The organism is Providencia sp. PROV122 (assembly GCF_028482365.1).
GTDB lineage: Bacteria > Pseudomonadota > Gammaproteobacteria > Enterobacterales > Enterobacteriaceae > Providencia > Providencia stuartii.
Genome location: NZ_JAMPQI010000004.1, coordinates 1 through 22,942 on the forward strand (window position 1 = coordinate 1; position 22,942 = coordinate 22,942).

Consider the following 22,942-nt stretch of genomic DNA (forward strand, 5'->3'; position numbering starts at 1 on the left):
TTAAAATAAGAATTGATTACCTCGCTTTTAAATTTAATACACCACTTAAAGTTGTATTTAAAATATCCCTTAATAAAGATAGTAAAAATAAATGAAATCGCCTTTGCTAATCAGCCTTCACGCTGACTGCTCCTTTTTTGCTCACCCCCAGTCTTTTCTGATCTTTCTCTACCTATGCGATAGATACTCAGTTACAATCAGCTAAAATTTTATCCCGTTTGTAGATAGGAGCAGTTACATGTCCATTTCGGCCAACTCACTCATCAATGATAGTGTGAATTTTTTCAAAAATCAGTTAGGTGGCCTATTCACAATAGCGCTGTTAGCAGCTGTTGTGAGCGTTATTATTTACGCTATATTGATACCCGATCCACAACTTTTTGTGACTTATCTTGAATCTCTTAAAAAACTCACTGAAGTAGGGAGTCAGGGCGCCCAATACTGGTTGGAAAATATGACAGATAAAGAAAAAAATGCGATCATCCATGTTTTCTTTGGTACACTCCTCCCCACTATCTTAGGTAGCACCATATTAATTTGTGGGGTTTTATCCTATATCAACCGTCTTTCACGTGGTGAAGATATTACTGCTATGCAAGCCCTATCCTCATCATTGCCAAAAATCCCTTCTATTTTTTTACTCGTCCTCATTTGCTCTTTGCTTGTGCAGATAGGGATTAACTTGTTTATCGTTCCTGGGGTTCTTCTTGCAATTGGCTTTTCCTTAGCCCCTGCCGTGCTAATCAGCGAAAATGTGAGTCCATTTAGCGCAATAGGTAAAAGCTGGAAAATAGCCTATGCAAATTGGCGTATCATCTTACCTATGATTATGATTTGGCTAGCATCACAAATGCTGGTCGCTTTACTTTTTAATATGTTTGAACTGAATTATATCGTATCTAACGGGATTTCATTTTTTGTCAATAACCTGATTGCAGCCTTTGTCCTGCTTTATTTTTTCCGCCTATATATGCTGGTGAATCTCAAATAGTGTTGTTCACTGGCACCATAAAAAAACTGCACCTAGTTATTATTAGGTGCAGTTTTTCATTTTAAATCGAAACTAGAGCGTAACTTGTTCTTCCATCTCTTTTATCTGTTTTTGTTGCTTACTTTGGATCAAACGGATAGCAAAATAGATATCAGGTACGACTAACAGATCATCATCTGAGCGACTAATTTTATTTTTCTCTAGCCAACTGTTGATTGATGTTCTTCTCCCCGCGAGTACTAACGTCACTCCTTTTGCCTTTAATCCAGTCACGATATCGTTCAAGGCCGAAAAAACACTCACATCATTATGAGTGAAACTAACAGCAGCATCGACAATCACCCATGCAGGACGTTTAGGCTGGTTATCCAAATGCTTATTTAAACGCTCTTTAAAATAGTTAACGTTAAAATAGGTCAATGGAGAGTTAAACCGGTAGATAAGCACGTCTTCAACAGGTTGAACGCCATTATCTTTAGAAATCGAATGCAACATTCCTTGGTCATCGACCCCTAACAATTGGTCTGTTGGGCGAAAAATAACTCTGATAAATTGTAATAACCCCAGTAAAACTGCCAATCCCACGCCGTTAATCAACCCTGCCACCAGCACTGCACCTAACGTAAAAATGCTCAGTGTAAAGGCTTGCTTATTACGTTTACGCATCGATAAAATATTACGAAAACTAAGTAGTGACCATGTCGATACAACCAGTACCATTCCCAACGCTGGCATTGGGATGTACTCTAATAGATCAACCGAAAATAAAAGTACGATTAAAATAGCTAACGCCGCAACAATAGAGACGAGTTGGGTTTTACCCCCCATCATATCATTAACGGCAGTACGGCTGCTGGCGGCACTTACAGCAAATCCTTGTGACAACGCTGAGGCGAGATTTGCCATTCCCAATGCTCGTAACTCTTGATCGGCATCGACAGAATAGCCATTTTTACTTGCAAAACTTCTTGCCGTCATCATAAAACTAACAAAGCTAATAACGGCTAAGTTAAGTGACGGAGTGATCAGGTCACGCATTAAACCAGGATCAAACTGCGGCATTGGAATAAAAGGTAACCCCTCACCTAAATCCCCTACAATACTGATACCATATTTTTCAATATTAAATACATAACTGACCAAGGTTGCCAAAACCATTGCAATTAATAGTGATGGCCACAGATTACGTACTTTTTTGATCACAATGATAACCGCGAGCGTCGCAACTGACATCAGTAACGTAGGAATATGACTATCTAATAGCGCGGTAGGAAACGCCACCAAACGTTCAATAAAACCGCTCGGTAACTGAGTAATACCAAATATTTTCCCTATCTGGCTGACAATAATAGTTAATGCGACTCCATTTAATAACCCTTGCAAAATAGGTCGTGATAAAAAATCAGCAAAAGTTCCTAACCTAAATCGTGCGGCAATTAAACACCAAATCCCTGTCATCAAACTCATGACAATTATCAATTGCCATCGCGTCGCATCATCCCCCATAGCTAAAGGACTGACCGCCGCAGCGATTACCGCACAAGTCGCCGCATCGGGACCAATAATTAACTGTTTAGATGTGCCAAATAATGCGTAGATAATCATTGGAAAAACACAGGCATATAACCCTATAATCGCATTTATTCCCATGAGTTCGGCGTACGCAATTGCAACAGGCAAAGCGACTGCAGCAACCGATAACCCCGCTTTTATATCAGGACCAAAATCAGCAAAACGATAATTAAATAACGTTTCTAAGCCAGGCATCCAGACAAACAGTCTCGCCTTTATCATTGTCGGAAAACTCTCTAAAAATTAATGAGTTAAATTATTATAAATACTATATATATCCGATATATTAAAGATTATCTATCACTTATCTCAAATAAAAGTAAAATAGTGCAAATATGATTGGTAACAAAGCATGTTTATTGGTAAAAAGAAGCAAATTTTTAACAATTAGCGCAAAAATCAGTTAAACTACCTCATTATTTTTTATGCAAGGCTTCGGTAACCACGGTTATGAAACAACTTATTGATTTTATCCCTCTGGTGATATTTTTTATTGTCTATAAAATTTATGGTATCTATTATGCCAGTGGTGCTCTATTAGTAGCGACGCCTCTTGCGTTACTCGCAACTTATTTAATTTATAAGCACGTCGAAAAAGTGGCCAAAATCACCTGTCTGATTGTGATGATTTTTGCTTCTCTCACTCTTATTTTCCACACGGATTCTTTTATAAAGTGGAAGGTGACCATTATCTATGCACTGTTTGCACTGGCATTATTGATTAGCCAATGGTTTACTGAAAAACCATTAATTCAACGTATGTTAGGCAATAATCAAGAAATTAGGCTGCCAGACAACATTTGGGTCAAGTTAAATAGTGCATGGGTGATTTTCTTTATTGCATGTGCTGCGCTGAATGTTTATATCGCATTTTGGTTGCCTTTAGATGTTTGGATGAATTTTAAGGTGTTCGGTTTAACCGCTGGTACTCTGATTTTTACTGTGCTCAGTGTGATTTATATTTATAAAAATATGTCCAAAGAGCCTAGAGAGCAGCCAACAGAACAAACTAAAGAAGAAAAATAAACGTATTAAATAAAAAAACCTGCAAAAGCAGGTTTTTTTTGTCTTTAACGTCCTTTACCTAATGCTTGTTCGATTTTCTTATCTGTATTGTATTGCGATAATGCATACACTGACCAAATCGCTGCTGGAAGCCAACCGATTAAAGTAATTTGTAAGATCAGACAAATAATACCTGCAAATGGGCGACCAATAGTAAAAAATTGCAGCCACGGTAGCAAAATTGCCAATATTAATCTCATGTCACCTCTCCACTACAGACTTAAAAACCTAGGATATCGCCATTGTAGACAGTCAACTTTCAATATGAAATATAAAAAACACTTCTTGCAGTTTCTTTGCATTTTTTTAGTCTATTACATTGATTATGTTTATGGTTTACCCTGCATAATAAACAATTAAAGCTCCCCTTTGCTGTTTTTGGCAGCAATGAAGTCGTCGAAACATGATTCATCGTGACGAATACTCTGATTCTAGTTTATGATAAAAAACGAATTTGAATCGTTTTATATTTTGATAAAGAGTTTGATATGCAATTACCAAACGGGGAATTAGTTCTACGTACTTTAGCTATGCCTGCCGATACAAATGCAAATGGGGATATTTTTGGCGGCTGGCTAATGTCTCAAATGGATATAGGTGGCGCGATATTAGCCAAAGAGATCGCGCTGGGTCGTGTGGTTACTGTGGCGGTGAATGGTATTAAATTTCAAAAGCCCGTCGCCGTAGGTGATGTGGTATGTTGTTACGCTCGTTGCTTAAAAACGGGCAAAAGCTCCATTACCATTAATATCGAAGTATGGGTTAAAAAAGTGGCAACGGAGCCTGTAGGCCATCGTTATCGTGCAACCGATGCCGTTTTTACCTATGTTGCCGTTAATGATGATAATACACCTCGTGAACTGCCAAAAGAGAAACAGCATTTTCAGTTAGAAAGCACTGAATAGCGCCTGCATATCTATCGCCCTTAACGATAAAACCCCCACAACACTCTCTGTTATGGGGGTTTATTTAGAGTCTATTTTGATTATTGCTTTAAACTTGGCTCACCGTACCATCAATTTTAAAGTAGATTTCTGTGACATAACCTTTTGCTGGAAGTTTTTCAAAAACCCAACGGTTCATCGCGCGTTTTACATCACGTTCAAATAAACCTTTAGGTGAAGATTCTACAAATTCAATATTCGTAACGCGGCCATCTTCAGTGATGTCATAACGTACTTTAACATAGCCATCTTTACCTAAGCGACGAGCGCGGTCTGGGTATGCAGGTGCCTGCTTGCGTAGCGCTTTAGGGCCACGACGCTCTGACGATTGAGCACTGTTCGTTGCCCCTTTGTTATTCGCCATGACGTTGGTATTCGATTTAGGTGCCCCTGCGTTAAGATTAGATAACGGTTTCAGATCATTTTTCGCTAACTGTTTCTCAACAGGTTTAACATCCTTTTTGATTTCACGCTTTTCTTCTTTCTTAGGTTTTGGTTTTTTCTTAACTTCAGGTTTCTTTTCTAGCGCGATCGCAGGTTTTACAACAGGCTCAGGCTCAACAATCGGCTCGGGTTCCGGTTCGGGTGCAGGTTGAGGTTCAGCGGCAGGCACCTCCGCTGGTTCATCTGATTCAAACGAGACCATGGCAACCGTTATTGGCTCCACCACAGGGGGCATTTTCGGTTGATTGAAAATCCATGCCATAGCAAGCCCTGCGTGAATAGACAATGAAATGATAATAATAAGAGGCCAACGGATCCAACGCATAAGAATTTTCTACCCTACGACTTTAAACCTTAAGAATATGACTGATAGTTTAAATGCAAATAGCAATCATATTCAATAAGGTTTGTCACTCAAAGCGAAAATTGTGAAACCGGACCTCAATCTTTTCACTCACTCCACTGGGTAAATAGCAAGGAGCGACGGCGTTTGTAGATATCAAATTTTCTTATCGCGTAAATAGTCATATTGCGCCTTGAGTGCCCTTCAAGCCAGCGACGACGGCGACGTAATGATTGTCTCAACATCCGCCAGCGACCAACTTCATGCCTACTACGTCTCATTTTTCTATCCTTTTATTACTGAGTTTAACTACATATGAAATTGGCAAAATATTATAGACCTTTGGTCACGCTAGCCAAGAAATACCTGTCATTTGATAAAAAAACCGTTCGAATAACGATGTTCATGATGCTAAAGGGGAACTTATAAATAGAATTAATTGTTTTTTCACCATTAATCTATAAGATTTAGCAAAGCTTTTACGATGAATGTTTGCTAAATTCTATCAGTGTTAGCATCAATTTTTATTTTTTATCAAATCTGTTTCATTTTTTGACTATTTTTACACTCTCCAATTTGTGAGGCATGTAATCGATTATGGCAACTGTGTATACGCTATTGAGCTGGTTATTATTTTTCGTCTATTGGCTAGTCATTGCAGCAATTACCGTTCGAATCCTTGTTAAACGACGCCCTGTCACTTCAGCGATGACCTGGTTACTGATCATCTACATTCTGCCATTGGTCGGTATCATTGCTTATATTGCCTTCGGTGAGTTGCATTTAGGTAAACGGCGGGTTGATAAAGCGCAACAGATGTGGCCCTCTGTGGCAACTTGGCTCGAGAATTTACGTCACTCTAAACACATTTTTGCCACTGAAAATAGTCCTGTTGCCGAGCCACTGTTTCAATTGTGTGAGAAACGGCAAGGTATTGCTGGCGTTAAAGGCAATCGAATTCAATTGATGACCACTTGTGAAGAGTCATTAAAATCGATTGTCAATGATATCAATAATGCACAGCACTCAATCGAGATGGTATTTTATATCTGGCAACCCGGGGGATTGGTAGATGGTGTCACTGAAGCCCTACTCAATGCCGCTAAGCGAGGTGTCAAATGCCGTATTATGGTTGACTCGGCGGGTAGCTGGCATTTCTTCCGTAGCGATTACCCCGATAAAATGCGTGCGGCAGGTATTGAGTTTATCGAATCCTTAAAAGTCAATTTAATGCGTTTTTTCTTACGCCGCATGGACTTGCGTCAGCACCGCAAAATTATCGTGATTGATAATTATATTTCATATACTGGAAGTATGAATATGGTTGACCCTCGCTACTTTAAACAGGATGCAGGGGTCGGTGAATGGGTGGATATCCTTGTGCGCATGGAAGGCCCTGTCAGCACGACATTAGGTATTGTCTACGCCTTTGACTGGGAAATGGAAACGGGGCAACGTATTTTGCCACCCCCCCCAGACACGAATATTATGCCATTTGAGCAAGCTAACGGTCACACCACTCAAATGATTGCATCTGGGCCAGGGTTCCCTGATGAGTTGATCCAACAATCACTGATGACGGCTATTTTCTCTGCCCGCAAACAGCTTATCATGACGACCCCTTATTTCGTGCCGAGTGATGATCTATTGCACGCGATTTGTACTGCTGCCATGCGCGGAGTTGATGTCAGTATTGTTATGCCAAGGCAAAATGATTCATTTCTCGTGCGCTGGGCAAGCCGTTCGTTTTATACTGAACTACTTGAAGCTGGCGTGAAAATTTATCAATTTGAAGATGGCCTGCTACACACTAAGAGTGTTCTGGTCGATGGTGAACTAAGCCTCGTTGGTTCAGTTAACTTAGATATGCGAAGCTTATGGCTGAATTTTGAAATAACTGTTGTGATTGATGATAAAAACTTTGGTAGTGACCTTACTCTTGTTCAATATGATTATATCGCACGTTCCACACGCCTTGAGATAGAAGAGTGGGAGCAACGGCCTTTCTGGAACCGAGTTGTTGAACGTTTATGCTATTTCTTTAGCCCGTTATTGTAATTTTTTATTTTAGGAACTGTCATGACTAAGCCACAATCCATTAAACTTATTGATGAAGACGAAATCATTGAGATAGCCTATGACCTGTTCCTTGAGCAAGCAATGGATAATTTAGAGCCAGCCGATCAGGTTATTTTTGCATTGCAATTTGAAGAGTGTGGCGCGGCTGAAATTGTTCCTCTCAGCCAACATTGGCAGGATGTTATTCAGCCTGATTTTGATTTAGATACATTGAGTGAAGTGATTATTGGGTTGGCGCAATCCGATGACGATGAAATTGCTGACATTTTTGCCCGCATTTTAATTAGCCGCCATCCAGCCCAACCTTTTCACCATATTTTATGGAAGCGCTAGTTTCGTTAAACATGCCGCAATGAGGATATAGCAACCTGCTATTAAAAGTAATCGTGAATTTAAATTCGCTAAACGCGCCCTAGCTTTTAAGTTAGGGCGCGATTTTTATGGTCAATATCAATAAATGATCCCAAGAAAAATGCCAGTCAGCATCACTAACTGGCATTCTAACTAGGCATACAAATCCGTTATAGTGGATCAACTTTTAAACAAGATACCGCATGTTTAAAGCTCCCTTCTAATAAAGGTTTTGTTTTAGCACAGCCTTCATCAGCAAGTGGACAGCGAGTTCTAAATACACAACCTGAAGGCGGATTAATCGGTGACGGCAGTTCCCCTTCAAGTAATTCAATGGTTTTATTTTTTTCCTTGTCAGGATCAGGAACGGGTACCGCAGACATTAGTGCTTTGGTATAAGGATGAAGTGGATTGTTATACACTTCATCATAGGTGCCTAATTCAACGGCATTTCCCAAATACATCACTAATACACGGTCAGAGATATGTTTGACGACCGCGAGGTCATGGGCAATAAATATTAAGGATAGGCCCATTTCCCTTTGAAGCTCTTGTAATAAGTTAACGACTTGCGCTTGAATAGAGACATCAAGTGCAGAGACAGGCTCATCACAAATGACCAGTTTAGGCTCAAGGATCAATGCCCTTGCTATCCCAATACGCTGGCACTGCCCCCCTGAAAATTCATGGGGATAACGGTTAATCAGATTAGGTAATAACCCTACCCGCATCATCATTTTTCTGACCTTTTCGATCACTTCAGATTGCGGCATTTTTGGATTATACGTTTTCAGTGGCTCGGCAATAATGTCGCCTATCGTCATGCGAGGGTTCAGCGATGCCAAAGGATCTTGGAAAATCATTTGAATATCGCTACGTATATCCCGCCACTGTTTTTCATTTAATCCTAATAAATTATTCCCCAGCCAGCTCACAGAGCCGCCTGTCGATTTTACTAAGCCAATAATGGCACGTGCGAAAGTTGATTTCCCGCACCCTGACTCCCCAACAACACCTAATGTTTCGCCTTCATACAGACGTAACGTCACGCCATCAACAGCTTTTAAGCTTTTATCAGGCTGCCAGAACCACTGTTTTTTATCTCGAATAGAGAAATGCACTTTTAAATCATTGACCTCGAGCAAAACTGGCCTATTTTCATGTTGTGTCATACCAGCTCCTCCACCGGCTTAAAGCAAGCTCTTAATCGACCCGCTGAAAATGCATTCAGCTCAGGCTCTTGTTCAATACATTGTGCATTCGCATATTGGCAACGTGGCGAGAATGGGCAGCCTTTTGGTAAGCGCAATAAGTTAGGAGGGTTACCCGCTATGGTCGCTAGGCTTTCATCATCGCCATCCAAACGCGGCACTGCGGCAAGTAGCCCTAATGAATAAGGATGAGAGGGTTGATAGAAAATATCTCGGGCTGAGCCATACTCCATAGTGCGCCCCGCATACATCACTAACACTTTGTCACACACGCCAGCGACGACCCCTAAATCATGGGTGATCAAGATAATAGCGGTATCAAACTCTTTTTTCAGTTCATTTAACAGAGTCATGATTTGTGCTTGAACCGTGACATCTAACGCGGTTGTCGGCTCATCGGCAATCAATAACTTAGGCTGACACAATAACGCCATCGCAATCATAACCCGTTGACGCATCCCCCCAGAAAACTCATGGGGATACATATTCATTCGTTTACGTGCTTCTGGCATTTTAACGGCATCTAACATGCGAACAGATTCCTCAAATGCCTCTTGCTTACTCATCCCTTTATGTAGCATTAACACTTCAGATAATTGTGTGCCAATCTTTAAATATGGATTGAGAGAGGTCATCGGGTCTTGGAAGATGATAGAGATTTCTTCCGCACGCATCTTATTTAACGCTTTTTCTTTTAAATTTAAAATTTCACGCCCGTTAAATATCGCTGAGCCACCTATTTTGCCGTTACGCGCTAACAGCCCCATTAATGCAAATGCTGTTTGTGATTTTCCTGAGCCTGACTCACCGACAATACCCAGTGTTTCGCCAGCACGTAGTTCAAAATTCAACTTGTTGACTGCGGTGACATCACCATCAGGAGTTGAAAAGGTCACATTGAGATCTTTTACACTCAAGAGAGGGTTAGATGATTGAATATTAGACATAATAGCTCCCTCTAACGGTCTTTCGGGTCGAGGGCATCACGTAAACCATCGCCGATAAAGTTAAAACAAAACAGAGTTACTACTAGAAAACCCGCGGGGATCAGTAATAGCCATGGCGTCACTTCCATTGAGTTTGCCCCATCACTCAATAACGCTCCCCAGCTACTAAGCGGCTCTTGTGTCCCTAACCCTAGAAAGCTTAAAAATGATTCAAATAGGATCATACTTGGCACCAGTAATGACGCATACACCACAACCACACCTAATACATTAGGAACGATATGGCGCAAAATAATATGACGCGTACTCACCCCACAAACTAAAGCAGCCTCAATAAACTCTTTGCGTTTCAGTCCTAAAGTTTGCCCACGAACGATACGCGCCATATCCAGCCAAGAAACCATCCCTATCGCAACAAATATCAATAAGATATTTGTACCGAAGAGTGTTACCAACAAGATCACAAAAAACATAAATGGAAATGAGTTTAAGATCTCCAACAAACGCATCATGATGGAGTCCACTTTCCCGCCAACATAACCTGCAATAGAGCCATATAAGGTACCAACAACCACGGCAACCAATGCAGCAGCCACCCCTACCATCAGAGAAATTCGTCCACCAATCGCTACCCTCACCAAAAGATCACGGCCAGAGGCGTCGGTGCCAAAATAGTGACCACTTGCCAAATCAGGAGGCATCGACATCATTTCCCAATCAGTATCATCATATAAAAAGGGAGATAACATGGGGGCAAAGATGACAAATAAGGTGATCAAAAATAGGATAAAGAGGCTAAAAATTGCCGCTCGGTTATGCATAAACCGACGTCGTGCATCCTGCCATAAACTGCGCCCTTCAATATCTAATTGCTCAGAAAGCTTTTCCGGAGCTTCACTATTTTTTTGATTTAATAACATAGCGTTCTCTCCGGACTAATAGCGAATTTTCGGGTCGATAACGGCATACAGCACATCGACAATAGCGTTAAAGGTAATCGTTAATACGCCAACTAAGATTGTTAGGCTAAGCACCAAAGAGTAATCACGGTTCAACGCGCCATTAACAAACAATTGCCCTATACCTGGTAAACCAAAGATAGTTTCAATAACCATCGAACCCGTAATAATCCCCACAAAAGCAGGCCCCATATAAGAAAGCACAGGGAGTAATGCTGGTTTTAAAGCATGTCGTAAAATGATCGTACGCAGTGGTAAGCCTTTTGCGCGTGCTGTACGAATAAAGTTGGAGTGCATGATTTCAATCATGGAGCCACGCGTAATACGCGAAATACTTGCAATATAAGCTAGTGATAATGCCACCATCGGCAAAATCATATGTTTGAGGTTACCACCATCCCAGCCACCACCGGGGAGCCATTTCAAATGAATGGCGAATATCAGCACCAATAACGGTGCCACAACAAAGCTTGGGATGACAACCCCCGTCATGGCGAACCCCATGACTGTAAAATCCCATTTGCTATTTTGATTCAATGCGGCAATAACCCCCGCTGTCACACCAAAGAAGACGGCGACGATAAAAGCAGTTGCACCTAATTTCGCAGACACTGGGAAGGCTTTCGCCACTAAGTCGTTAACGCTGTAGTCTTTATATTTAAATGATGGACCAAAGTCACCTTTAGATAATTGAACTAAATAGCTGAAATACTGTTTATACATAGGGTCATTCAGATGGTATTTCGCTTCAATATTTGCCATAACTTCAGGTGGTAATTTACGTTCCCCCGTAAAAGGGCTGCCTGGTGCTAAACGCATCATAAAAAATGAAATTGTAATAAGAATAAAAAGTGTCGGGATCGCTTCAAGTAAACGCCGTAAAATAAATTTTAACATTGCCCTTTCCTACTTCCGTTGCTTAGTCGGACCAATAATCATATTGTTATCCGGCTCCGAAGAGCCGGATTATTATTGTTAGTGCTTGATAATATAAAGGTCTTTTGTATGCAGGTTGTCTAGCGGGTCTTTTCCTGTATACCCACCTACATACGGCTTAACTAAACGAGTATTAACATAGTAATAAAGAGGCACAACAGCGGAGTCTTTATCTAGGATTTTTTCTGCTTTATTGTACAAATCAGAACGTTCTTCATCTGTTTTCACTTGCAAAGTCTGCTTCATCACCGCATCAAATTCTTTGTTCTTATAGTGAACCGTATTATTACTACTATTAGACAGTAACATATTGAGGAAGGAAGACGGTTCATTATAGTCAGCACACCATCCTGCACGTGCGACATCATAAGCACCTTGGTGTCGGCTATCTAAGAAGGTTTTCCACTCTTGGTTTTCCAATTTCACTTCTGCGCCGATATTTTTCTTCCACATTGATGATGCAGCAATGGCAATACGTTTATGTAAATCGGAGGTGTTATACAGCAGGTTAAATTTCAACGGATTTGATTTATTATAACCAGCCTCTTCAAGTAGCTGTTTCGCTTTTTCATTGCGTTGCTCTTGCGTCATGTTGGTATACCAATCCGGTTTTTCAGTTTTCATGCCACTGGTAAATGGCGGTGTGAAACCATATGCCGGAATATCCCCTTGAGCCTTCACTTTATAGGTGATCACATCCCTATCCATTGATAGCTTCAATGCCTCTCTGACTCGAGGGTCATTAAATGGCGGTTTTTCGTTATTAATTTCGTAGTAATAAATGCACAGATATGGGTTCACGCGTAACTCATTAGGCATGCTTTTTTGTAGGCTCTTAAATTGCTCAATTGGTAAATTGCTATAGGTCATATCAATTTCACCGCTGCGGTAGCGGTTAACGTCAGTCACCTCTGAAGAAATCGGCAGGTAGGTCACTTGATCGATAATGGTATTAGCGTTATCCCAATATGTTGGACTACGCTCAAGAACGATACGTTCGTTAACGGTCCAATCTTTTAGTTTATAAGCACCATTGCCTACAAAGTTTTGTGGTTGCGTCCATTTAGCGCCATATTTCTCAACCACTTTTTTATTAACTGGTGACATTGATGAGTGGATCATCAATTTGGGGATATAAGGAACCGCCTCACTTAACTCCAGCACAAGAGTATGATCATCTAATGCTTTAACACCCAGCTCTTCGGGTTTTTTCTTTCCGGTAATAATATCATCGACATTCTTAATGTGTGCATATTGTAGATAGCTCGCATAAGGAGAAGCGGTATCAGGGTCAACGATACGTTGGAAACTATAAACGAAGTCTTGTGCTGTTACAGGGTCACCGTTTGACCATTTAGCCCCTTCACGAATTTTAAACGTCCACTCTTTAAAATCTTTATTTTCCCAACTTACAGCTGAGCCAGGTAAGATTTCACCATTAGGACCTACGACCGTTAAACCTTCAAAGAGATCACGCGCTAAAGCCGATTCAGGAACACCTTCAATTTTATGTGGATCTAGGGATTGAGGTTCAGAGCCATTATTACGGACTAACGTTTGTTTTTCTGCAAGTTCAACACCAGCAGGCACTGTAGCGGCAAAGCTGCTCGCTATCCCCCCTGTCATCAATCCAGCGGCAACACCTAAAGCAATCATGGTTTTATGAATGTGTTTACTCATTTTATCCGTTACTCCCATACCATATATTATGGTGACATTGTGGATTAATATGTTTACCCATTCGGTAAACTGTTTTTTTAATTATTTAATTACTATTTATTATCTTGATTTATATATAACCGTTTAATATCCATATTATCAAGAGGGTCTTTTCCTTTGAATCCACCAACCGAAGGTTTAATTAAACGCACACTGACCCGATAATAGACGGGAATAATCGCTGAATCTTGATCGAGTAGTGCTTCCGCCTGCTGATAGATTTGTTTACGACTGGCGTCATCTGGCGCGCTCAATGCCTTTTCTAACAAAGCATCGAATTCTGAGTTTTTATAAAATGCGGTGTTATTACTGCTATCTGACGACATAATATTTAAAAATGCCGATGGTTCATTATAATCAGCGCACCAAGTCGCACGCACAACATCATAGTTACCATCATGGCGACTCTGTAACGATGTCTTCCATTCTTGATTTTGTAAACTTACCTCGGCCCCAATATTTTTTTTCCACATTGAAGCTGCGACGATAGCCTGCTGTTTATTTTGATCGGATGTGTTATACAGAAGTGAGAATTTCAGTGGATTTTGCGCATTGTAACCCGCTTCTTCCAAAAGAGCCTTTGCACGCTGGTAGCGTTTTTCATTACTCCAATTTGCCCACTCTGGTGGGGAAAAATCGCCATTATTAATGAAAGTAGGTGTAAAACCATAAGCAACAATTTGCCCTTGTGCCATTATTTTATTCGTAATGGTTTCCCTATCTAACCCGAGCTTTATCGCCTCTCGTACTCTCGGATCGGTAAATGGTGGTTTGCTATTATTAATCTCGTAGTAGAACGTACATAGGTAAGGACGAATATATAATTCGTTCGGCCGTTCTATTTGCATTTTTTTATAAAGAACAGGCGGAATTGCTGAATTACTGATATCAATTTCACCGCTACGATAACGGTTTACATCACTCACTTCTGAAGAAATAGCTAAAAATGTCGCTTCATCAATTTTACTGTTTTGATTATTCCAATACTGTGGATTACGCTTCAAAACAATCCGTTCATTGACAACCCATTTATCTAATACATAGGCTCCATTGCCGATAAAATTTTTGGGCTGAGTCCATTTATCGCCATATTTTTCAATCGCCTTTCTGTTTACGGGCTTCATCGCCGTGTGATTAAGCATATCGATAAAATAAGGTACTGGATGGGTCAACGTGACTTGCAAATGTTTCTCATCCAACGCTTTCACACCAAGAGACTCAATTGGCTTTTTACCTTTTAAAATTTCAGAAGCATTCTCAATATAGGCATTTTGCAAGTAACTTGAATAAGGAGAGCCTGTTTTAGGGTCGGCTAACCGCTGCCAGCTATACACAAAGTCTTGTGCAGTCACTGGTGTACCATCGCTCCACTTGGCATTATCTCTGAGAGTAAACACCCATGTAGTATAATTATCATTAGTCCAACTTTCGGCAACACCGGGTGTCACCTTACCATCCACATCCGTATAAACGAGCCCTTCAAGAAGATTAAGAATAATATTGCTCTCAGGGATCCCTTCGACTTTATGGGGGTCTAATGACGAAACCTCTGTGCCGTTATTAATGGTAATCGCTTGCTTAATCGACGCAGACACTGGATCTGCATTAGTGTGTAATGCAACTAAAAATATAGGTAGTGAATACAAACTCTTGGTAAAAAAATTCATTATCACCCTCAACGGTTATTTGGTTGCTACAACAAACTTCAGCATCCTATCTGGTTATTTTGTTTCGCGTCATACCCTGAAACTTAGAGTATTTCCCTTTGGATTAGTTTTAATAATCCACTTTTGGCCTCTCACATTTTTGTTACAAAATGTTAAAATTGTGTAATCACCCGCAAGCTAGACAAGCCTGTATTAAACTAAAAGCGTTATGATTTTATTGTATAAATAGATGATTATTCTGTTATTCATCTATTCGCACAATTGAGACTTGTTTAAACATATCATTAACATTGAATAAATTAAATAGCGCAAAAATTTACTTGGCTCACATTTCCTTACTTTTTATGCCTTATTTAGCAAAAAATGCGACATATTATTATAAGAAAAGGGAATTGAAATCAGCACAAAATAACAGCAGATTAGCAGGCAAAAGATAATCTATTTATGACTATCATTTAATAGAATAACACCATCATTTTTTATTAGTGATACCTATAAGGTAAAAAACGATAATGGTGTTTATTTGTTTGGCGTTTTTTTAATCGGAATATTATTACTAATGTAATAGACACTTATAGATCACCATATAATAGTGATCTATGAGCAAGAGAATTAGTATGTCAAAAAATGATTATAGAAGACCGGGAAATAATGCTTTAACCCCTGTAACAATAAACTCTATCCCCAGAGACATCAGAAGCAGTCCCATAATTCGCGTCACCACGTTAATCCCTGTTTGCCCTAAGTAGCGAACAAGCAATGATGCCGAGCGGAACAGTAACCAACAGCAAAATGCAAACACAATACTTGTCAGCGCCAGACCGATAAAGTTTTGCCAACCATGCCACCGAGATGACCAAACGATACAAGAGCTAATTGCCCCCGGTCCTGCCATTAGCGGTAATGCAAGTGGTACTACCCCGATACTATCTCGCACTGCTGTTTCTGTTTTCTCTTGTTTATTTTGTTTGTCTTCACCGATTTTCCCACTGATCATCGACATTGCAATCGTTACAATTAATATTCCACCCGCAATGCGGAATGAATCGATAGAAATACCAAATACTTGCAGAATTGAATCGCCGATTAATAATGATGTACATAAAATGATAGCGACAGAAGTATTCGCTATCGTATTTGTTTTGTTACGCCCAGCGCTACTTTGATAATTAGTCATGCTAATAAACACAGGCAGAATTCCCACTGGGTTTACTAACGCAAAAAGACCAATAAAAAATTTTATATAGCCTGATAAATCAAGTAATCCTGCACTCACGCATCAGCACCTTTAAATAATCAGATTTAAGAAAATCACAGATAGTTAAAGTTTATCACTAAATAAATAAAATAGATTCTGCTAAGTTTTATTTTAGCGGTTACTGTTAGTTATTCGCTTAAACTTCATGCAAATAATATGATTTTTTAGCTCTTTTTATTCGTTATCAAAAAATATTGTGTCTAATTTCAACAAAAAACATGCATTCCCTCAAAATAGGCTTGCTGAAAGGAGTCAGCTTTGGATTTTTGTGATCTAGATCACATTAATAAACACAAATAATGCTAATCTATTCTTAACTGATAGAGGGAGTTAATTTAAGAAAAGTACGCTTTTCACCTTGTACTAAAAGCTTTTTAAGCCAATAAGCGGATAAATAAAATATGTTAATAAATATAAACTATAATTTATCTACTCAGTTTTTAGCGTTTTAATGTTTCAAGAAGCACTGCTCATTGGCTTAAAAAGTTTAACATTTATCAGGAGTAATCTCTATGTCAGTAACTAATGTTACCGAACTCAATGACCTCGTTGCTCGTGTCAAAAAAGCTCAGCGTGAATTCGCTAACTTCTCTCAAGAGCAAGTTGACCGCATTTTCCGCGCAGCAGCGCTTGCAGCAGCAGACGCACGGATCCCGCTCGCTAAACTTGCTGTAGAAGAATCAGGTATGGGTATTGTTGAAGATAAGGTGATCAAAAATCACTTTGCCTCTGAATATATTTATAATGCCTATAAAGACGAAAAAACCTGTGGCGTGCTTTCTGAAGACCCAACTTTTGGAACAATTACTATCGCTGAACCTATCGGTATTATCTGTGGTATCGTTCCAACCACTAACCCAACCTCAACCGCCATTTTTAAATCTTTAATTAGTTTAAAAACGCGTAATGCAATTATTTTTTCTCCGCACCCTCGCGCTAAAAATGCAACCAATAAAGCGGCAGAAATTGTTCTTAAAGCAGCTATCGAAGCTGGTGCACCGAAAGATATTATCGGTTGGATCGATGCACCATCGGTCGAATTATCTAATGCATTGATGCATCACGAGGATATCAACCTGATTTTAGCAACAGGTGGTCCTGGTATGGTGAAAGCGGCATACAGCTCCGGTAAACCTGCTATTGGTGTAGGCGCAGGTAATACACCGGTTGTTATCGATGAAACAGCCGATATCAAACGTGCTGTGGCGTCTATCTTGATGTCAAAAACCTTCGATAATGGCGTCATCTGTGCATCCGAGCAATCCGTTGTTGTCGTCGATGAAATTTATAATCAGGTTCGTGAACGCTTCGCGACCCACGGTGGCTATATACTGCAAGGTAAAGAGCTTAAAGCCGTTCAAGATGTTATTTTGAAAAATGGTAGTCTGAACGCAGCAATTGTTGGTCAAACTGCATATAAAATCGCTGAAATGGCCGGTGTTACTGTACCTGTAACCACGAAAATACTTATTGGCGAAGTCAAGGTGATTGCAGATTCAGAGCCATTTGCCCACGAAAAATTATCGCCACTCCTCGCCATGTATCGCGCTAAAAACTTTGAAGAGGCTGTAGACAAAGCCGAGCAATTAGTCGAAATGGGGGGTATCGGTCACACCTCTTGTCTATATACAGACCAAGATAACCAAGCTGAACGTGTTAATTACTTCGGCGTCAAAATGAAAACCGCGCGTATCCTCATTAATACGCCCGCTTCACAAGGGGGTATCGGTGACCTCTATAACTTTAAATTAGCGCCTTCTCTCACACTTGGTTGCGGTTCATGGGGTGGTAACTCAATCTCTGAAAACGTTGGACCAAAACATTTGATCAATACTAAAACCGTGGCGAAAAGAGCTGAAAATATGTTGTGGCATAAACTTCCTAACTCAATCTATTTCCGTCGCGGTTGTCTCCCTATTGCACTTGAAGAGATCGCAACGGATGGCGCAAAACGTGCATTTATCGTCACTGATGGCTATTTATTTAACAATGGCTATGTTGAAGAAGTGGTAAATGTACTGAAAAAACACCATATTGAAACCGACGTTTTCTTTGAGGTTGAAGCTGATCCTACATTAACGGTCGTCCGTAAAGGTGCCGCTCAAATGAACGCCTTTAAACCTGATGTCATTATTGCATTAGGTGGTGGCTCCCCAATGGACGCGGCCAAAATTATGTGGGTTATGTACGAACATCCAGAAACGCATTTTGAAGAATTAGCACTACGCTTTATGGATATCCGTAAACGTATTCACCGTTTCCCTAAAATGGGAGTAAAAGCAAAATTAGTTGCGATTACAACGACCTCAGGAACAGGCTCTGAAGTTACCCCATTTGCAGTGGTAACGGATGATAAAACAGGTCAAAAATACCCATTAGCGGACTATGCACTGACTCCAAATATGGCTATCGTCGATGCAAACCTTGTGATGAATATGCCGAAATCACTGACCGCATTTGGTGGTCTGGATGCTGTGACTCATGCGATGGAAGCCTATGTTTCTGTATTAGCGAATGAATACTCTGATGGTCAAGCATTACAAGCGCTTAGCTTATTAAAAGAGTACCTACCGACGAGTTATCATGAAGGGGCAACCAATCCTGTTGCAAGAGAGCGTGTCCATAACGCTGCAACCATCGCTGGGATTGCATTTGCAAACGCATTCTTAGGGGTTTGTCACTCAATGGCCCATAAATTAGGCTCTGAGTTCCACATACCACATGGATTAGCGAATGCCTTATTAATTAGTAACGTCGTTCGTTATAATGCTAACGATAACCCAACTAAACAAACGGCATTTAGCCAATATGACCGTCCACAAGCACGACGCCGTTATGCTGAAATAGCCGATCATTTAGGTTTAACAAAATCTAGCGACCGTACCGATGCTAAAATTGAAAAACTATTAGCATGGCTTGAGGAAATCAAAGCAGATTTAGGTATCCCTAAATCCATACGTGAAGCGGGTGTGCCTGAAGCAGACTTCTTAGCACGCGTTGATAAGCTCTCTGAGGATGCATTTGACGACCAATGTACCGGTGCAAACCCTCGCTATCCATTAATTTCTGAATTGAAACAGCTATTACTGGATTCCTATTATGGACGCGAATTCACTGAACAAACATCCACAGCAACAGCAGCAAAAGTGGAAAAGAAAAGTTCAAAAAAATAGTTAGGTAGCTAATTAATAAGAGAGGCACTGATTTAAAACTCAGTGCCTCTCTTTTTTAATAAGGATAATAAATGATTATTATCCTTATAATTTTTATGGGAAAGTGACTTTCCCTATTACACGATTAACTTAAATCTACTTTTAATTGTTATACGCAATTAATTAAAGTGAATCGCTTTTTTGGGAATAATGCCTTGGTTCATTAACTTAGCCTGTTCGATGGCTTCTGTATAATGCTTACGGCAGACAGAAATATACTTCTCATTACCGCCTATATCGACCTGTGCCCCTTCGTAAAGAGGAATACCATCACTCCCTATCCTTAATACTTTATTGGCCTTACGGCCGCAATAACACACGGTTTTTAATTCAACTAATTTATCAGCCCAAGCTAATAAATATTGGCTTCCGACAAATAGTTCACCTGAAAAATCAGTTCTCAGCCCATAGCATAAAACAGGTATATCACTGTTATCGACAATATCGCATAACTCTTCAACTTGCTGTTTTGTTAAAAATTGACACTCATCAATTAAGACACAATGTACCTTTTTTGTGCTATTTTCATTTTTAATGACTTCCGCCATATTTGTGGTTGGCGTAAATAAAAGTGCATCCGCAGACAACCCAATACGCGATGAAACTTTACCCTGCGCAAAGCGATTATCGATTTCTGCCGTGAAAATCAGAGTACGCATCCCCCGCTCATTATAGTTATAAGAAGATTGCAACAAGGATGTCGATTTCCCTGCATTCATCGCAGAATAGTAAAAATATAGCTGAGCCATCAGCCTAGTTCCTCTAAATTAATAAACAAGATAATTTTACCATAAAACATGTCATTAGATTAACAGTCATCATCTGGAAGCACTTAAAAATACAGGCATCAAATAGAGATATCGCCATTGATTTTGCTAAAGCTTACCAATAGTAATCACTCTTTTCCCTCTTAAAACAGGTAAAATATCGAACTATCATTGGTAAAAATATAGCGTGCTCCCTAAAACATAGTACTAATTTACTGTATCAAAAAAAGAAAATTTACGTTTAGTCTCTCTTATTTGCTTCATTATCATGCCACTAATAACCTGACGTATTCTCGATGCGCCCTTCAAATTATAATCAAAAAAATTTCCAGCTAATTGAATCCGTTTTTCATTAGTTTGGATATTGATAATAGTGGTATATATATATCAGTGAAAAGTTAATATTTCTTTTGTAAAAAAATTGCTTTTACTAAAGATAACTTTTAAACTAATAGTGCAAATTAGCTATTGCAGAAAATAAAATAGCATTCTATTATTAGTGTACACAGGCCAACAATTAAATTTGAGACCAGGAAAATGAGCGAATCTTTAAAAGCATTAAATAACATCCGTACTCTTCGTGCTCAAGCAAGAGAAATTGCTTTAGAATCACTGGAAGAAATGCTGGAAAAATTAACTGTCGTTGTTGAAGAACGTCGTGAAGAAGAAAATCAAGTTCGTGCAGAGCAAGAAGAAAAGAACCGTAAGCTAGAAAACTTCCGTCAAATGGCAGAAGAGCAAGGTATTGATCTGAACGAACTGGTTCAAATTTTAGATACAGGTAAAGGCTCAAGCACTCGTGCTAAACGTGCTGCTCGCCCAGCTAAATATAAATACGTTGATGAAAATGGCGAAACTAAAACTTGGACTGGCCAGGGTCGTACCCCAGCAGTTATCAAAACCGCCATTGAAGAACAAGGTAAATCTTTAGACGATTTCCTAATCTAAGATCCATAACCTTATTCCCCAAAAACACCCTTATATAAGGGTGTTTTTTTATCCTACGTTTAAGTTTTATTATCACTTATGCCGCTATTAGCCATTAAATTGTTAATCCTCTCCTGCTCCAAGGATAAGCAATCCTCTTTCGCTCGTTTTAGTCATCCTTTTATCTGCTAGTCATTTATTAATATTATTTAAATTTAAGCCATCGCTAAAAGTAAAGTTATGTAATCCTACTCAAACTTTTTAAGCATACGATTGAATAATAAAACTTATACGATACAAAAAAAATTGATGTATTTTTCTTCTAAATACGTAAATTAAATTAAGCAATAATTTACATTAATTGATACTTAACTATTGAAAAGCTACAAGGCGCACAAACAAAAAAAGCTAACATCTAGAGTTAGCTTTTATAAATCATCATAAGAAGAAACTGTTTATTTTTCTGCTTTAGAACTGTTCAATTTATTCGATATGGTTTGGATCCACTCAGAAAAATCTTCCCCTAATGAATCATGTTGCATACCATATTCTACGAATGCTTTCATATAACCTAGCTTATTACCACAGTCATGACTTTTACCACATAGATGGTACGCCTCTACAGGAGACTTATTTTCCATCATAATCGCAATAGCATCGGTTAATTGAATTTCATCCCCTGCCCCTGGTGCTGTTTTTGCTAGTGCATCCCAAATTTTTTCCGATAATACATAGCGGCCAACAATCGACAGATTTGATGGTGCTTCTTCTTTCTTCGGTTTTTCTACCATGCGGCTAATCGGTTTGCTTTCACCAGGAAGCAACGTTGCACCATTACAATCTACAATCCCATAATTAGAAACTTCATCTTCAGGAACGGGCTCAACCAAAATTTGGCTTGCTCCCGTTTCTTCAAAATGGGCCAGCATTTCGCTCAAATTAAACTTGGTTAAATCGGTGCTATAACGATCTAAAATAACATCGGGCAGAATAACCGCAAAAGGCTCATTCCCCACAAGAGGCTTAGCACATAAAATCGCATGACCTAAGCCTTTAGCAATACCTTGACGCGTTTGCATGATAGTTACGTGACTTGGGCAGATAGATTGCACTTCATCAAGTAATTGACGCTTAACACGAGCTTCTAAAATTGCCTCAAGCTCGAAACTCGTATCGAAGTGGTTTTCAATCGAGTTTTTTGATGAATGAGTCACTAAAACAATTTCATTAATACCAGCAGCGATACACTCATTAACAACATACTGAATTAAAGGTTTATCAACGAGTGGTAACATCTCTTTGGGAATTGCTTTAGTCGCGGGTAACATACGAGTGCCAAGACCTGCGACAGGGATTACTGCCTTGCGTACCTTTCTATTTGTCATTTTAGTCATAACTCCAGAATTCTCCTAAGCACCCAAACTCTTTATATAATCAACGGTAATAAAGGTGCGTTTTTAGTGCGAGGCAGTATAACAGGAATAATTTTTGGATAAATAGTACAAAGCCCTAATTAGAGCCAATATGACACTTACTGGAGTAAATTTAAA

General features: G+C 39.5%; 20 protein-coding genes. 7 read left to right on the plus strand and 13 right to left on the minus strand.

Annotated features, from left to right (window positions below):
- The first annotated feature begins 238 nt into the window (after positions 1-238).
- Positions 239-991: a YciC family protein gene (locus PSE69_RS03195; protein ID WP_072502289.1), complete on the plus strand. Its 753-nt coding sequence runs from the start codon at positions 239-241 to the stop codon at positions 989-991.
- Between the two features lie 72 nt (positions 992-1,063).
- Here PSE69_RS03195 and PSE69_RS03200 read toward each other — a convergent pair whose 3' ends face one another.
- On the minus strand, positions 1,064-2,785 hold the full coding sequence (locus PSE69_RS03200; protein WP_041704982.1) for a SulP family inorganic anion transporter: 1,722 nt from the start codon (positions 2,783-2,785) through the stop codon (positions 1,064-1,066).
- 228 nt (positions 2,786-3,013) lie between these two features.
- On the opposite strand from PSE69_RS03200, the gene PSE69_RS03205 reads away from it, so the two are divergent.
- Positions 3,014-3,589 (plus strand): septation protein A, encoded by a 576-nt coding sequence (locus tag PSE69_RS03205; protein ID WP_060561050.1) that lies wholly within the window; start codon positions 3,014-3,016, stop codon positions 3,587-3,589.
- 44 nt (positions 3,590-3,633) lie between these two features.
- Here PSE69_RS03205 and PSE69_RS03210 read toward each other — a convergent pair whose 3' ends face one another.
- Positions 3,634-3,828 carry a YqaE/Pmp3 family membrane protein gene (locus PSE69_RS03210; RefSeq protein WP_004920230.1) on the minus strand — a complete coding sequence of 65 codons (195 nt, stop codon included), beginning with the start codon at positions 3,826-3,828 and terminating at the stop codon, positions 3,634-3,636.
- A 288-nt stretch (positions 3,829-4,116) separates the two neighbouring features.
- Between PSE69_RS03210 and yciA the strand changes: the two genes are divergently transcribed.
- Positions 4,117-4,533, plus strand: coding sequence for an acyl-CoA thioester hydrolase YciA (yciA, locus tag PSE69_RS03215; RefSeq protein WP_004920237.1), 417 nt, complete (start codon positions 4,117-4,119; stop codon positions 4,531-4,533).
- 88 nt (positions 4,534-4,621) lie between these two features.
- On the opposite strand, the gene PSE69_RS03220 is transcribed toward yciA, so the two are convergent.
- Positions 4,622-5,341, minus strand: coding sequence for a TonB family protein (locus PSE69_RS03220; RefSeq protein ID WP_272675007.1), 720 nt, complete (start codon positions 5,339-5,341; stop codon positions 4,622-4,624).
- A gap of 125 nt (positions 5,342-5,466) precedes the next feature.
- Complete coding sequence (locus PSE69_RS03225) at positions 5,467-5,640, minus strand: YciY family protein (protein ID WP_004920240.1); 174 nt, start codon at positions 5,638-5,640, stop codon at positions 5,467-5,469.
- A gap of 316 nt (positions 5,641-5,956) precedes the next feature.
- On the opposite strand from PSE69_RS03225, the gene cls reads away from it, so the two are divergent.
- Together cls and PSE69_RS03235 are read left to right on the plus strand one after the other, a co-directional pair.
- Positions 5,957-7,417 carry a cardiolipin synthase gene (cls, locus tag PSE69_RS03230; RefSeq protein ID WP_004920244.1) on the plus strand — a complete coding sequence of 487 codons (1,461 nt, stop codon included), beginning with the start codon at positions 5,957-5,959 and terminating at the stop codon, positions 7,415-7,417.
- Positions 7,418-7,438: 21 nt separating this feature from the next.
- Positions 7,439-7,771, plus strand: coding sequence for an HI1450 family dsDNA-mimic protein (locus PSE69_RS03235; protein ID WP_004920246.1), 333 nt, complete (start codon positions 7,439-7,441; stop codon positions 7,769-7,771).
- 188 nt (positions 7,772-7,959) lie between these two features.
- On the opposite strand, the gene oppF is transcribed toward PSE69_RS03235, so the two are convergent.
- The 7 genes from oppF to PSE69_RS03270 form a co-directional block, all read right to left on the minus strand.
- Positions 7,960-8,961, minus strand: a complete 1,002-nt coding sequence (gene oppF, locus PSE69_RS03240) for a murein tripeptide/oligopeptide ABC transporter ATP binding protein OppF (RefSeq protein WP_004920250.1) — start codon at positions 8,959-8,961, stop codon at positions 7,960-7,962.
- Positions 8,958-9,947, minus strand: coding sequence for an ABC transporter ATP-binding protein (locus PSE69_RS03245; RefSeq protein WP_004920252.1), 990 nt, complete (start codon positions 9,945-9,947; stop codon positions 8,958-8,960). The genes oppF and PSE69_RS03245 overlap by 4 nt, the downstream gene beginning before the upstream one ends.
- An 11-nt stretch (positions 9,948-9,958) precedes the next feature.
- Positions 9,959-10,867, minus strand: a complete 909-nt coding sequence (oppC, locus tag PSE69_RS03250) for an oligopeptide ABC transporter permease OppC (protein WP_121874634.1) — start codon at positions 10,865-10,867, stop codon at positions 9,959-9,961.
- Between the two features lie 15 nt (positions 10,868-10,882).
- On the minus strand, positions 10,883-11,803 hold the full coding sequence (oppB, locus tag PSE69_RS03255) for an oligopeptide ABC transporter permease OppB (protein WP_004920256.1): 921 nt from the start codon (positions 11,801-11,803) through the stop codon (positions 10,883-10,885).
- Positions 11,804-11,881: 78 nt separating this feature from the next.
- Positions 11,882-13,522 (minus strand): oligopeptide ABC transporter substrate-binding protein OppA, encoded by a 1,641-nt coding sequence (oppA, locus tag PSE69_RS03260; protein ID WP_014656063.1) that lies wholly within the window; start codon positions 13,520-13,522, stop codon positions 11,882-11,884.
- 92 nt (positions 13,523-13,614) lie between these two features.
- Positions 13,615-15,228: an ABC transporter substrate-binding protein gene (locus PSE69_RS03265; protein WP_014656064.1), complete on the minus strand. Its 1,614-nt coding sequence runs from the start codon at positions 15,226-15,228 to the stop codon at positions 13,615-13,617.
- Positions 15,229-15,859: 631 nt separating this feature from the next.
- The gene (locus PSE69_RS03270; protein ID WP_104873511.1) at positions 15,860-16,504 is read right to left on the minus strand and encodes a YchE family NAAT transporter; all 645 of its coding nucleotides are present in this window, start codon (positions 16,502-16,504) and stop codon (positions 15,860-15,862) included.
- Positions 16,505-16,998: 494 nt separating this feature from the next.
- On the opposite strand from PSE69_RS03270, the gene adhE reads away from it, so the two are divergent.
- Entirely contained in the window at positions 16,999-19,659 is a 2,661-nt protein-coding gene (adhE, locus tag PSE69_RS03275; RefSeq protein ID WP_004920270.1) for a bifunctional acetaldehyde-CoA/alcohol dehydrogenase, read from the plus strand.
- A gap of 158 nt (positions 19,660-19,817) precedes the next feature.
- Here the strand turns inward: adhE and PSE69_RS03280 are convergent, their stop codons facing one another.
- Entirely contained in the window at positions 19,818-20,447 is a 630-nt protein-coding gene (locus PSE69_RS03280; protein ID WP_004920273.1) for a thymidine kinase, read from the minus strand.
- A 555-nt stretch (positions 20,448-21,002) separates the two neighbouring features.
- Between PSE69_RS03280 and PSE69_RS03285 the strand changes: the two genes are divergently transcribed.
- Positions 21,003-21,413: an H-NS family histone-like protein gene (locus PSE69_RS03285; RefSeq protein WP_004920278.1), complete on the plus strand. Its 411-nt coding sequence runs from the start codon at positions 21,003-21,005 to the stop codon at positions 21,411-21,413.
- A 434-nt stretch (positions 21,414-21,847) separates the two neighbouring features.
- Here PSE69_RS03285 and galU read toward each other — a convergent pair whose 3' ends face one another.
- A complete protein-coding gene (galU, locus tag PSE69_RS03290; RefSeq protein ID WP_169342231.1) occupies positions 21,848-22,777 on the minus strand; it encodes a UTP--glucose-1-phosphate uridylyltransferase GalU in 930 nt (309 codons plus the stop codon).
- Positions 22,778-22,942: the final 165 nt, after the last annotated feature.